Genomic DNA, 13,112 nt, shown 5'->3' with positions numbered 1-13,112 from the left:
CCTCAGTCCCGCCTTCGGCGGGGTTCGGTTTGGAATATATGGGCTACTTAGTGGAAGGCAAGCGATGACTCGATGGCCCTGTCGCCGGACTTGACGAGCACACGCCATTGACTGCCCTTGAAGTCGTAGCCGTTGGGCAGATAGTCGAGGTTGAGATCGCCCACATAGGTCGTGCCGTCGCGGTGGCCGTTGCGGAAATCGGCGAAGACGTACCCCGACGGTCCGGTGGCGATGACTTCAGGCGCGTCGTTTCCCACGGACGGAAGCGTCAGCGTCAGGTGCAGCGCCTTCCTGTCCGGGGACAACTCGTAGCTCGCTATATTGAAATCCGGACCGGCTGCGACGGGCACCTTCGCCTCGGCGTCGCGAATGATCGCCTCTTCCTCCGACGTGTCGTGGCCCGTGGCGGCAACGTCGATCTTGAACTCCGACTGGAACGGTACGCAGATCTCGCGGCAGACACCGATGAAGGCGCTGAGATCGATAGTGCCCGTCTCGCCGTTCAGTGCGATCGTGAACGGCAGCGTCACCGGCTGGTCATAGGCAATGTCGTCTATGTCTCCGAGCCTGATGTGCTTGGGTACGGGAAAATCAATGCCGGTGATCTCTGCCTTGCTGCCTGCAGCGGGGGTGATTTGCGGGGGAATGCCGCTGCCGCCCGGCTCCCGCCAGTAGGTGATCCATCCGGGATTGAGATCGACCTGCAGGGCTGCCGTTACGATGCCCTTGTCGTCGGGGGCAAGGGTGACGATCCGCATGCGGCCGCCTTCGCTGGTCGCCCAGTCGGTTTCGGCGGCGTGTGCTTTTGCACCCACCGATAGAACGGTGGCGACAAGGCAAGCAAGAAGAGCGGGTTGCGGGAAGAAGCGCTTGATTTTCATAGCGTCAGATCTAGTTGGACAAGGATGAGTTTTCCAGTCACGCTTTTCTGATCGCCATCATTTCCGGTTGATTGATCCGTGACATTGGCCCATCCTCTCTATGGTCAACTCAAATCCGATACCGTCATTTCCCCGCCCCGAGGACAATGGCGCGAGTGAGGAGGACGCATGACTATTTCGGCGCTGAGCAGTGACCGCGAACGCGGTTTTCTCGATGGGCAGTTCCTTATCGCCATGCCCGGCATGGCCGATACGAACTTCGCCCGGTCGGTGGTCTACATCTGCGCCCATTCGCCCGCGGGCGCCATGGGCTTCATCATCAATCGGACCCAGGACCTGGCTTTCCCCGACATTCTGGCCCACCTCGACATCATGGATGAGACCTCCCGCCTGATGCTGCCGAAGCCGGTGCGCGACCTGCCGATCCACACCGGCGGTCCGGTCGAGACGGGCAGGGGTTTTGTCCTCCACTCCGATGATTTTTCCTGCGGGTCCAGCATCCCGATCAGCGACGAGATTTCGCTGACGGCGACCCTCGATATCATCCGGGCGATCAGCCAGGGCTCAGGACCGAAGCGGGCGGCGCTGCTGCTCGGCTACGCCGGATGGTCACCCGGCCAGCTCGAAGAGGAAATCGCCAACAATGGCTGGCTCAACTGCCCGGCCTGCGAGGAACTGATCTTCGACGCCAATATCGACACGAAATACGAGCGGGCCCTGGCGCTGATGGGCGTCAACCCGGCCGCACTGTCGAGCGAGGCCGGCCACGCCTGAGGCGTGGCCCGACGGTCGCTGGCTTCCATCATATCCGTCAGGAGAAATTCGGTTCCTTGCTGATGCCGCGACGGCGGTCGGCGACGAACCGCTCCTTCAGGAGCTTCAGCACGGAATCAGATCCGATCGGCGGACCGAAGATGTTGGCTTGTCCAAGCTGGCAGCCGAGCTCGGCGAGGTGGATCGCCTGTTCCTCGTCCTGAACGCCCTCGGCCACCACCGTCATTCCGAGTTCCTGCGCCATGGCGAGAACGGACTTCAATAGTATTTCATGCTTGGTCGTGCTGCCGGCAATCAGCGAGCGGTCGATCTTCAGCGTGTCGAACGGCAAGTCCATCAGGTAGGACAGCGACGAGTATCCGGTACCGAAATCGTCGATCGCCAGGCTGACGCCGATCGACTTCAGCTTCTCGAAGATGATCCGCGACTGTTCCGGATTTTCGAGCATCGTCGATTCCGTCAGCTCGAGCTTGATGCGCGACGGCTCGCAATGCGTCTTGGCCAGGAGGTTGCGGACGTCGTTGAAGAACGTGTTGCCGATAAGCTGCGAGCTGGACAGGTTGATCGACATGAAGATCGGCAGCTTGGTGGTCCGCGTTTCCCAGTCCATCAGGTCCGTGGTCGCCCGTTGCAGGGCAAACAGGCCGAGCTGCTCGATCAGGCCGGTCTTTTCGGCAAGCTGAATGAATTCCGACGGCGGCACCTTGCCGCGCTTGGGATGATCCCAGCGCATCAGCGCCTCGAAGCCGGCGATTTCGCCATCCTCCAGCCGCACGATCGGCTGATAGACCATCGACAGTTCCTTGCGCTCCAAGGCCCGCTTCAGATCGGCATCGGTCAGGCGACGGTCGTAATTGGCGTTGCGGAAGGCGGGACGGAACGGCTCGACGCGATTGCCGCCGGCGCGCTTGGCGCGATACATGGCGAGTTCGGCGTCGTTCAGGAGATCGTTGGCGCTTTCCTTCTGGTCGGCCCAGGAGACGAGGCCGATCGAGGCGTTCAGGTTGATGTCATTGCCGGCAAAGCCGATCGGTGCGCTGATCGCGTGGCTGAGGCGTTCGGCAAATTCGGCGATCTTGGCCGGGTCGCGCTGCGATAGCAGGATCAGGCCGAACATGTCGCCGGAAATGCGGGCAAGCGTGTCCTGCGGATGCAGGAGACGACGCAGGCGACGCGTGAGCGCGATCAGCACATTGTCGCCGGCCGCAATGCCGAGCTTCTCGTTGACCAGCGCATAGCGGTCGATGTCGATGACGATGACCGTCGGCTGCACGGGCGAATTCGGCGCCGCAAGGGTCAGAGCCGTTTCCAGCCGGTCGAGGAACACCTTGCGGTTTGGAAGGCCGGTCAGGTTGTCGAACAGCGGATCGTTGAGCAGCCGCTCCATCGAATTGCGCTGCTCGGTGATGTCCTCGGCTGTGCCGACGCAGCGGATGATCTCGCCATTGGCGCCAAGCACGGGCCGCGCGCGGATCTGCAGCCAGTGATAATGGCCGTCTTCGGCGCGGATGCGGAATTCGTGGCTGAGACGTCCGCGCCGGTGTTCGACCAGCACGTCGAGCGAGGCGCGGAAGCGGTCGCGATCCTCCGCATGCAGTCGCGGCAGCCAGTTTCTGACCGGTCCGTGCATGGCGCCCGGCGCCAGCCCCAGCTTGTCGGAAATGTCGGGAATGGTCGTGACGCGGTCGCGTGCGACATCCCAGTCCCACACCGTATCGCCGCCGCCGATCAGCGCCAGCGCCTGACGCTCGAGATCGGAGAACAGTCCCAACTGGTAGGCGCCGCCGGAAAAGGCGTGCAGCATGACGGTGAAGGCAATCAGCAACACGAACAGCACGAGGCCGCCGCCAAGCGCCGACTGGATGATGTCGTTGTTCAGTCGCCCCGTGACTGTCAGCCATCCGCCGACGAGCCAGACGAGAATGACCGCCCAGGCGGGCACCAGAAGAATGGCGCGGTCGAACCGGTTGAAGCCGAGATAGATGATCAGGCCGGTGCCGGCGACAGCTGTCAGCGCGAAGGAGAAGCGGGCAATGCCGGCCGCCACCGACGGATCGTAGATCGCCACGCCGAACAAGAGCACGAGGCCGAGGATCCAGGCGAAGGTCGCATGCGCCAGATGGATGTGCCAGCGGTTGAGATTGAGGTAGGTGAACAGGAAGATCACGAGGCTCGACGCGAGCGCCACCTCCGCGCAGGCGCGCCATATTCGCTGGTCGGAAGCGGTAATGCTGATGAGCTTTTCCAGAAAGCCGAAGTCGACGCAGATATAGGCGAGCACCGCCCAGCCGAGCGTCGCCGTCGCCGGCAGCATGGACGTACCCTTGACGACGAAGAGAATGGTCAGGAACACCGCCAGCAGGCCGGCAATGCCGAGCATGATGCCGCGGTAGAGCGTGAAGGCGTTGACCGTGTCCTTGTAGGCGTCGGGTTCCCACAGATAGAGCTGCGGCAGTTCCGGCGAGGTGAGCTCGGCGACGAAGGTGATGACGGCGCCCGGATCGAGCGTGATGCGGAAGACGTCGGCCTCGGTGCTCTGCTGGCGGTCGAGCGCAAAGCCTTCGCTCGGCGTGATCGAGATGATTCGCTGCGAGCCGAGGTCCGGCCAGAACAGGCCCGAATTGACCAGCCGGAAATGCGGCGCGACGATCAGCCGGTCGAGCTGTTCGTCCGAGACGTTGGCGAGCGCAAAGACCGCCCAGTCGCCGTGATGGTCGGGTGACGAGGAGCGCACCTCGATGCGCCGGCGGATGCCGTCGGCACCGGCTGCGGTCGACACCTGAAAGGCTTCGCCCTGGTCGGAATAGATCTCGGTCGTCGCCGTCAGGTCGAGCGCCGTATCGTCGCGCGAAATCTTGACCGGTTCCGCGGCGAGCGCCGGAAGGCTCACGGCCGTGACGATGATCGCCATCAGTGCGGCAATCAGGGCGGCCGGGCGCAAACCCCGGTGCATTGATGCTTTGAGTGCGCGCATCATGATGTCGGCGTCGCCCCTGCGGTGCGCCGGTCGCTTTCCAGCAGCGAGAACATCACGTGGTCCTGCCACCGGCCATTGATTTTCAGATAAGCGCGCAAGAGGCCTTCCCGTTTGAAACCGGACTTTTCAAGCAACCGGATGCTGCGATGATTTTCCGGAATACATGCCGCCTCAATTCGGTGCAACCGCAGCTCGGAAAAGATATATTCAATAACCATACCAAGTGCGGCGAACATATGGCCTTGCCCCGCATGCTTCTCGCCCATCCAGTATCCGATCATGCAGTTTTGTGCGACACCGCGGCGGATCAGGCCGATGGTGATGCCGCCGAGCAATGCCATATCACTTTTCCGGAAGATGAATAAAGCGATAGCTTGTCCATTGGTAAACTCGGCCATGTTGCGGTCGACCCGCGAATGGAAGGAACGCTCCGTGAAGTCGCTGTTGTTCCAGGCCGGTTCCCAAGGCTCCAGAAAGCTGCGGCTGATGGTCCTGAGCGCCGCCCATTGCCCGAAATCCTTCCGCTCCGGAAGCCGCAGCAGATAGGTATCGTTCTCGACCAGCGCCCGCCGCTCCGGTCGCAGGATCGATCGGACGAATGCCGAAACTTTGGTGGTTCCCGGCGTACCCACCGGCGTAGGCGGCCTAGCCGACCGCCCCGGCTGAGACCGGAGCCTTCGTGGAAAGGGATGCCGCGATCTCGTCGAGCGATGCGAGGCTGGTCAGTGCCCCGACTGCCGAGAGCGTCGGAACCGTATCGAAAAACAGCCGCCCGGCGAGGTCGGTCAGCCGGTCTGTGGTGATGTTCGACAGCCGGTCCATCAGTTCCTGATTGGTGATCAGGTGGCCGTAGAGCATCATCTGCCGGGCCATCTGGCCGGCGCGGGCGGCAGGGCTTTCCTGTCCCATCAGAAGCTGTGCGCGGATCTGAGCCCGGGCGCGCTCGATTTCCTTCTGGTCGACCGATTCCGCGACGCGCCGCAGTTCCTGCAGGATCAGTGGCACCAGCTGCGGCAGCTGCTCGTCGCCGGTCGCGGCATGGATGCCGAAGATGCCGGTATCGGAGAAGCCCCAGTGGAACGAGTAGATCGAGTAGCAGAGGCCGTGATGCTCGCGCACTTCCTGGAACAGTCGCGACGACATGCCGCCGCCGAGCACATTGGCCAGAATCTGTGAGCAGTAGAAGTCGCGCACATGGTAGGCGCGGCCCTCGAAGCCGAGCAGGACCTGCGAATCCATCAGCTTGCGCGTCTCGCGCACTTCGCCGCCGCTGTAGATGGCCTTGGCCATCTGCGGCGTGGAGGAGGGCTTCTGCGGCAGGCCGGCAAAGCGTTCCTCGACCTGGCGGACGAACGCATCATGGTCGACGGCGCCGGCGGCAACCACGAACATGCGGTCCGTCGTGTAGTTGCGCGAAAGGTATTCGCGAATGTCGGCCGGCGTGAAGGACATCACCGTTTCAGCCGTGCCGAGGATCGAACGGCCGATCGTCTGGTCGCGATAGGCGGCGGCGGAAAACTTGTCGAACACGACATCGTCCGGCATGTCGTCGGCCGCGCCGAGCTCCTGGAGGATGACGTTCTTCTCGCGGGCCAGTTCCTCCTCGTCGAAGACGGAATCGGTCAGGATGTCGGCGAGAATGTCGACCGCCAGCGGCACATGATCTTTCAGGACACGGGCGTAATAGGATGTCGTTTCGGTCGAGGTGGCGGCGTTGACTTCGCCGCCGACATCCTCGATCTGCTCGGCGATCTGGCGCGCGGTGCGGCTGCGGGTGCCCTTGAACGCCATATGCTCGAGTAGGTGGGCTATGCCGTGCTCGTGTTCCAGTTCATTGCGGGAACCCGACTTGATCCACACACCGAGTGCGACGCTTTCAAGATGCGGCATTTTCTCGGTGACGACGGTAAGACCCGACGGAAGGCGGGTGCACTCAACTTTCATACTTCGCTCTTTCTGCGCCTCAGTCCTTTGCCCTGGCCCGTTTCTCGATAAAGGTCTGGAGGCCTTTAAGGTCGGCGGCAAGAATTTCGAAGCGCTCCTCCCTGTCCATCAGATCAGCAAGCCACGCCGGTAGCGCCGGGTCAAGCCCGCAGGCGGATTTAACGGCCGCGGGGAATTTCGCGGGGTGCGCCGTGGACAGCGTGACCATGGGACTATTGGACTTTTCATGCTTTTTTGCAACATGCATGCCGACGGCGGTGTGCGGATCTGCGAGATAGCCGGTCTCCGACAGCGTGTCGCGAATGGTCTTGGCGACCTGCGATTTCGTCGCCTTGCCGGCGCGGAATTCCTTGCGGATCGCCTTCAGCGCGCCAGGTGCGATCTCGAAGGCGCCGGACTGCTTCAGCCCGTTCATTGCCGAGCGCACGTCGGCCGCGTTGCGGTCGTAAGCTTCGAACAGCAGGCGTTCGAAGTTCGAGGAAATCTGGATGTCCATCGACGGCGAGGTCGTCGCCGAAACCGTCCGCATTTCGTAGCGGCCGGTCTTCAGCGTCCGCGCCAGGATGTCGTTCTCGTTGGTCGCGACCACCAGCTTGTCGATCGGCAGGCCCATGCGCTTGGCGACGTAGCCGGCGAAGATGTCGCCGAAATTGCCGGTCGGTACGGTGAACGAGATCTTGCGATCGGGACCGCCGAGCGAAATCGCGGTGGTGAAGTAGTAGACCACCTGCGCCATGATCCGGCCCCAGTTGATCGAGTTGACGCCGGAAAGCTTCACCGAGGTCCGGAACTTCGCATCGTTGAACAGCGCTTTGACGAGGTTCTGGCAGTCGTCGAAATTGCCTTCGATGGCGATCGCGTGGACGTTGGAGGCGGTCGACGTCGTCATCTGGCGCTGCTGCACCGGCGAGACTTTGCCATGCGGAAACAGGATGAAGATGTCGGTGCGGTCGCGCCCGGCAAAGGCGTCGATGGCAGCGCCGCCGGTGTCGCCCGAGGTGGCGCCGACGATGGTCGCCCGCTCGCCGCGAAGGTCCATCACATGGTCCATCAGCCGGGCGAGCAGCTGCATTGCCACGTCCTTGAAGGCGAGCGTCGTGCCATGGAAAAGCTCGAGGATGAAGGCGTTCGAACCGGTCTGCACGATCGGGGTCACGGCAGGATGGCGGAAGGTCGCATAGGCCTCGTCGATCATCGCCTTCAGGTCGGCGTCCGGGATCTCTCCGTCGACGAAACGGGAGGTCACCGCAAAGGCGATCTCCTGATAGGTCTTGCCGCGCAACGCCTTGATGTCCTTCTTGGTGAATGTCGGCCAGCTTTCCGGTACATAAAGGCCGCCGTCGCTGGCCAGGCCGGCCATCAGGGCATCGCAGAAACCGAGCGAAGGGGCTTCGCCCCGGGTCGAAATGTACTTCACGTGTCACCAATCCTGACTTTGACCGGCGGGGCTCGCCCCGTGGTCTTTGCTTTTGCGCTGCCGCTTCCGTCCGAAGCGCGCCGACGGCCCTATCAATCCTCAGTTTTCCGGAGAAAAATCTGACGTAACGTTAGATAGCTGATCGATTTTTTCTTGCGCGGCTGATATAGACCAGCCGGCATGGGCATGAAAAGGCCCAAATGACAGTTTGAAGCTGCGTTTTGAGCCTTTCGAGGCGTCACGCGCAAGGCGAGAAGATGAAGGGGAGGGAAGTTCCGTGTTCAAAGGTATTTCGCGCGGATTGTTCTCGGTTGTGGCCTTTGCAGCGATTGCAGGGTGCAATTCCACGGATGTCAACGGTCTGAAGCCCACCGGCGACCAGGCGCAGACGGCACAGCCGGCCGTCATCCAGGGGGCTTGCCCCCAGGTCTACCTGCGCGACGGAACCGCATCGCTCGACAAATACGCCAATGGCGGCAAGGGCGATCCCTCGAAGATCGTCTACCAGGCCTCGATCGCCGCGACCACGCGCCAGTGCACGCTTGGCCAGAACAGCATGACGGTGACCGTCGTCGCCCAGGGACGTCTCGTCGGCGGACCGCTCGGCAAGCCGGGCAAGATCGTGCTTCCGATCCGCGTTGCCGCAACCGACGGTGAGACGACGCTCTACTCCGAACTGACGAACTTCGAGGTCGAGCTTCCCGCGACCATGACCACGCAGTTCATCTTTACCAAGGCCGATGTGACGATCCCGGGCGGCGCCGGCAATCTGGCCAAGATCTATGTCGGCTTCGACGAAGGCCCGTACAAGACGAAGTAGCACCGGCGGAAGCGTGCGTTGCAGCGCATCGGCATAGTCGTCAATCCGAAGGCGGGCAGGGGCGCGGCGCGTCCGCTTGCCGAGGCGCTGGAGGCGTCCTTTCGAGGCCGCGCAATTGCCGTTGACCATCGCGAGACACGCGGCAACGGCGATGCCGCCCGTCTCGCCCGCGCATTTGCCGATGACGGTTTCGAGCTGATTGTGGCCGTTGGCGGGGACGGGACTGTCGGCGGCGTGGTCGACGGACTGATGACCTCCCGAAATCCCGACGCTGCCTTGTCACTGGCTGCCGCCGGCACCGGATGCGATTTCGCCCGGCAGTTCGCCATGCCGACGGCGCCCGACAGGCTGGCCGCTCACATTCTCGATGCCCCGATACGACGCTTAGATGTCGGCAGGATCACCTCGATCGGCCGCGACGGCGCGCTCTCGACCGTCCATTTCGTCAACGAGGCGACCGCCGGCATCTCTGGCGAGGTCGTTCGGTCGGTCAATGCCAGTCCGCTGCGCGGCATCCTTCCGGGACGGCATCTCTTCACCTTGCATTCCGTCACCAACATTCTCGCCTGGCGCTCGAAGAACCTGCTGGTGTCTCTCGATGACGGGGCTCCAGAGCGCATGACGGCCGATCTGGTGGCGGTCTGCAATGGCGCCTATTTCGGCGGCGGCATGCATGTCGCGCCCGGAGCGGAGCTTTTCGACGGCCTGTTCGACGTGGTGATCCTGACGGCGGGAAGCCGGATGAAGCTGGTGTCGCTGCTCGGTCAGATCCGTGCTGGCCGGCACCTGAACGATCCGTCCGTCCGGATCGTGCGTGCCGCAAGGGTGCGTGTCGAACCGGCAGCCGGTCCGACGGCCGGCATTCCCGCCGAGGCCGACGGCGAGGAGACCGGCTTCATGCCCGTCGAATTCGAGATGCTGCCGGGGGCGTTGAGCCTCAAGGTCTGACGGTCAGACGAGCCCGGCCCAGCCGACCAGTGCTTCGGCGACGCCCGGCAGGTCGCTCATTCGCGAGATCACCGTTTCGGCGCCGGCATCCATCAGCCGGTCGGCATGCGACGGATAGGTGTGCGAACCGCCGGTAAAGCCGATGACGCGCATGCCGGCGGCACGGGCGCCATGAATGCCGTGTACCGAATCCTCAATGACCAGCGTGTTTTCCGGCTTGGAGTTGAACTGCGAGGCGCCGTGCAGGAAGATGTCCGGCTTCGGCTTGACGCGGTCGGCGCCGAGATCCTTGGCGGAGAAGATGTGCGGGGCAAACAACGGCTTCAGGCCGGTCTTCGTCAGCATCATGTCCAGGCGATGGCTGCTGGAATTCGAGCAGATGCAGCGCGGACCGCTGAGCCGCATGATCGCCTGGCCGACGCCTTCGATGGCGCGCACGTCACGGGCCAGCCGGTCGTCCAGGAGCTTCTCGGACTTGTCGAGCAGCGAGGCGGAGAGGGGGATGCTGGCTTCGCTTTCGATGGCCAGAAGAATGTTCTTCCAGGTCATGCCGGAAAAGCGCTCGCCCATCTCCTCGACGCTGATCGGGTAGCCGGCTTCCGTCAGGAGCTTCGACTCCACCTGGGCCGCGATGATTTCGGAATCGACGAGCACGCCGTCGCAATCGAAAATGATGAGATCGAATCCGTTCATGGATAGGGGTCTTTCGAACGTCTTGGGAAGGGGCAGTCCCTATATGATCGCGGCCCTAAACGCAATCAATGGCGCTGCCGTGTATTTCAACGTTTCGGGGCAGGCCTTCATTATTTTGCGATTTCGCTCGCCCCTTTCAGCATTTGGTAACCAAGATCAGTAACCCTAATGCTCAGTTAAGCGTGTCTCCTTTCGGTGTGCTTGGCTGTCCGTACCGAGTAAGCGTATCAGTGAGTATCAGATGGCATCAGTATTTCCGCTTGCCGAGCTGAAGCGTGCCGAAGGCACGAAGGCCTGGATCAACACCATCATCAAAGGCGACTGCGTGGCAGCGCTCGAGGCACTTCCCGATCATTCGGTCGACGTCATTTTCGCCGATCCGCCCTACAATCTCCAGCTTGGCGGTGCGCTGACCCGTCCCGATCAGTCGGCGGTCGACGCCTGCGACGATCACTGGGACCAGTTTGCTTCCTTCCAGGCCTATGACGCCTTCACCCGCGCCTGGCTGCTCGCCTGCCGCCGCGTCCTCAAGCCGTCCGGCACGATCTGGGTCATCGGCTCCTACCACAACATCTTCCGCGTCGGCGCGATGATGCAGGACCTCAATTTCTGGATCCTGAACGACATCGTCTGGCGCAAGACCAACCCGATGCCGAACTTCAAGGGCCGTCGCTTCCAGAACGCCCACGAGACGATGATCTGGGCCTCGCGCGACCAGAACGGCAAGGGTTACACCTTCAATTACGATGCGATGAAGGCCGCCAATGACGACGTCCAGATGCGCTCCGACTGGCTGTTCCCGATCTGCAATGGCGGCGAGCGCCTGAAGGACGGTGACGGCAAGAAGGTGCATCCGACCCAGAAGCCGGAATCGCTGCTCGCCCGCGTCATCATGTCGTCGACCAAGCCCGGCGACGTCATCCTCGATCCGTTCTTCGGCACCGGCACCACCGGCGCCGTCGCCAAGCGTCTCGGCCGCAACTTCGTCGGCATCGAGCGCGAGCAGGACTATATCGACGCCGCATCGGCCCGTATTGCCTCGGTCGAGCCGCTCGGCAAGGCGGAACTGACGGTCATGACCGGCAAGAAGGCCGAAGTCCGCGTCGCGTTCAACGTGCTGATCGAAAGCGGACTGATCAAGCCTGGCCAGGTTCTGACCGACGCCCGCCGCCGCCATTCGGCGATCGTGCGCGCCGACGGCACTCTGGCTGCCGGCGGCGAGGCCGGCTCCATCCATCGGCTTGGCGCGAAGGTGCAGGGCTTCGACGCCTGCAACGGCTGGACGTTCTGGCACTATGAGGACGGCGGCGAACTGAAGCCGATCGACGAGTTGCGCGCAATTGTCAGGCGGGAGCTTGCCGCCGCCGGCTGACAAGAGATTGCGATATAGGCTCTTTCCGGTTTTTGTACCTCCAGTTACGGAAAGAGCTTGCTGATGATGCCCGGGGAAGGAGAAGGCCCCGGGCATCATTCTTTTGCGGTGCCTCGAATGCCGATGCACCGCGCGGGAACTCACCTTGGGCTCGCGACCGCATGGCGCTGTCTCAGCGCCAGGACCGGCCGTTCGATCAGCCGGTAGGAGAGCATCGCGGCGAGGATCGCAAAGGCCGAGGTGATGACGAATGTCACCAGCGGAGAGGTCTCCGCTCTCAGCGCCTTTGCGACCGGATAGTGCCAGAGATAGATCGAGTAGGAGATAACCCCGATATAGACGAGCGCCGGATGCGACAGCATGCGGTAATGGCGCGTCTGCTGCGTGGCGGTCAGCGACAGGATGAGGCCGGCTGCGGCGAAATCGGCCGTCAGGCTGCCCCATGTCATCGAGCCCGCCGTGCCGAATTGCAGCGACACGCTGAGCGCGACCAGCACGCAGATCGACAGGGCGCCGATGGCGCCGGCAAGCGGCGCTCGCGGTTTCCAGTCGACGAAGGCCATGAGGCTGCCGAGGATCAGGCCGCTCAGCCGCGTGTCGAAGCGGAAATAGGTCCGGTACCAGTCGTCCCAGATCAGCCGGTCGGCCATGCGCCAGCAGGTGGCAAAGAGAAAGCTCGCCGCCAGCAGGGCGATTGCGGTGCCGACCGAGACCTTCCGCAAGGCAAGCAGGGCGAGGGGCCAGAGCAGGTAGAACTGTTGCTCGACCGCCAGCGACCATGTGTGCGACACCGCTGAAGGCATGCCGAACAGGATGTGGGAATAGTCCGACAGGTACAGGCCGGCCAGCAGCACCTCGAGATTGGCGTCGTCCTTGGGAAAGAGGAATGGCGCCGCAAGATAGAAGGCCACGAGGAAGGCGATGAGCGGCGGCCAGAGCCGCATGAGGCGTCGGCCATAGAAAGTGGTCAGGGAGAGCGTGTCCTTCCGTTCGATTTCCTGCCGGAGAATGGCGGTGATCAGGAAGCCGCTGAGGACGAAGAAAATGTCGACGCCGATCATGCCGCCCGGAACAAGCGGCAGGTTGCTGTGGAAGGCGACGACGAGAAGCACCGAAATGGCACGCAGTCCGTCCAGCGCTGGATTGTATTTCATGGCTCTTTCCGCGTTTGATTGGTCCTTGCGCCGGCCGTGTGGCTGGCCGGTTCGCCCGAAAGTTGGTCGGGCGCTCTTATCGGCAACCGCAAGCGGCGCCATTTTGTTCCCGTTTGCAAACAGGCTCGGGCA

Annotated in this window: 11 protein-coding genes; 4 read left to right on the top strand and 7 right to left on the bottom strand. The window is 62.7% G+C overall.

Annotated features, from left to right (window positions below; all coding sequences use genetic code 11):
- Window positions 1-47 precede the first annotated feature (47 nt).
- The gene (locus tag NN662_RS14365) at window positions 48-881 is read right to left on the bottom strand and encodes a protein-disulfide reductase DsbD domain-containing protein (RefSeq protein ID WP_261930917.1); all 834 of its coding nucleotides are present in this window, start codon (window positions 879-881) and stop codon (window positions 48-50) included.
- A 168-nt stretch (window positions 882-1,049) separates the two neighbouring features.
- Between NN662_RS14365 and NN662_RS14360 the strand changes: the two genes are divergently transcribed.
- Window positions 1,050-1,655, top strand: a complete 606-nt coding sequence (locus tag NN662_RS14360) for a YqgE/AlgH family protein (RefSeq protein WP_261930916.1) — start codon at window positions 1,050-1,052, stop codon at window positions 1,653-1,655.
- Between the two features lie 37 nt (window positions 1,656-1,692).
- Here the strand turns inward: NN662_RS14360 and NN662_RS14355 are convergent, their stop codons facing one another.
- Genes NN662_RS14355 through thrC form a run of 4 tightly spaced genes read right to left on the bottom strand, consistent with a single transcriptional unit; the run spans window position 1,693 to window position 7,993 of the window.
- Complete coding sequence (locus tag NN662_RS14355) at window positions 1,693-4,608, bottom strand: EAL domain-containing protein (RefSeq protein WP_410010936.1); 2,916 nt, start codon at window positions 4,606-4,608, stop codon at window positions 1,693-1,695.
- Between the two features lie 20 nt (window positions 4,609-4,628).
- Window positions 4,629-5,219, bottom strand: a complete 591-nt coding sequence (locus tag NN662_RS14350; RefSeq protein ID WP_261931979.1) for a GNAT family N-acetyltransferase — start codon at window positions 5,217-5,219, stop codon at window positions 4,629-4,631.
- A gap of 58 nt (window positions 5,220-5,277) precedes the next feature.
- Window positions 5,278-6,576, bottom strand: a complete 1,299-nt coding sequence (locus NN662_RS14345; protein WP_261930915.1) for a M16 family metallopeptidase — start codon at window positions 6,574-6,576, stop codon at window positions 5,278-5,280.
- Window positions 6,577-6,595: 19 nt separating this feature from the next.
- Entirely contained in the window at window positions 6,596-7,993 is a 1,398-nt protein-coding gene (gene thrC, locus NN662_RS14340) for a threonine synthase (RefSeq protein ID WP_261930914.1), read from the bottom strand.
- Window positions 7,994-8,270: 277 nt separating this feature from the next.
- Here thrC and NN662_RS14335 point away from each other — a divergent pair, with 277 nt between their 5' ends.
- Both NN662_RS14335 and NN662_RS14330 read left to right on the top strand, forming a co-directional pair.
- A complete protein-coding gene (locus NN662_RS14335; protein WP_261930913.1) occupies window positions 8,271-8,813 on the top strand; it encodes a hypothetical protein in 543 nt (180 codons plus the stop codon).
- A gap of 18 nt (window positions 8,814-8,831) precedes the next feature.
- Window positions 8,832-9,761, top strand: a complete 930-nt coding sequence (locus NN662_RS14330) for a diacylglycerol/lipid kinase family protein (protein WP_261930912.1) — start codon at window positions 8,832-8,834, stop codon at window positions 9,759-9,761.
- Window positions 9,762-9,764: 3 nt separating this feature from the next.
- Here the strand turns inward: NN662_RS14330 and NN662_RS14325 are convergent, their stop codons facing one another.
- Window positions 9,765-10,454 (bottom strand): HAD family hydrolase, encoded by a 690-nt coding sequence (locus tag NN662_RS14325; RefSeq protein ID WP_261930911.1) that lies wholly within the window; start codon window positions 10,452-10,454, stop codon window positions 9,765-9,767.
- A gap of 241 nt (window positions 10,455-10,695) precedes the next feature.
- Here NN662_RS14325 and NN662_RS14320 point away from each other — a divergent pair, with 241 nt between their 5' ends.
- Window positions 10,696-11,826, top strand: a complete 1,131-nt coding sequence (locus tag NN662_RS14320) for a site-specific DNA-methyltransferase (protein WP_261930910.1) — start codon at window positions 10,696-10,698, stop codon at window positions 11,824-11,826.
- Between the two features lie 140 nt (window positions 11,827-11,966).
- On the opposite strand, the gene NN662_RS14315 is transcribed toward NN662_RS14320, so the two are convergent.
- Window positions 11,967-12,980 (bottom strand): acyltransferase family protein, encoded by a 1,014-nt coding sequence (locus NN662_RS14315; RefSeq protein WP_261930909.1) that lies wholly within the window; start codon window positions 12,978-12,980, stop codon window positions 11,967-11,969.
- Window positions 12,981-13,112 lie beyond the last annotated feature (132 nt).

The sequence above is a fragment of the Rhizobium sp. NRK18 genome (assembly GCF_024385575.1).
Taxonomy (GTDB): domain Bacteria; phylum Pseudomonadota; class Alphaproteobacteria; order Rhizobiales; family Rhizobiaceae; genus JANFMV01.
The sequence above is the reverse complement of the archived record's forward strand: the minus strand, read 5'-3'. Positions and strand labels throughout refer to the sequence as shown.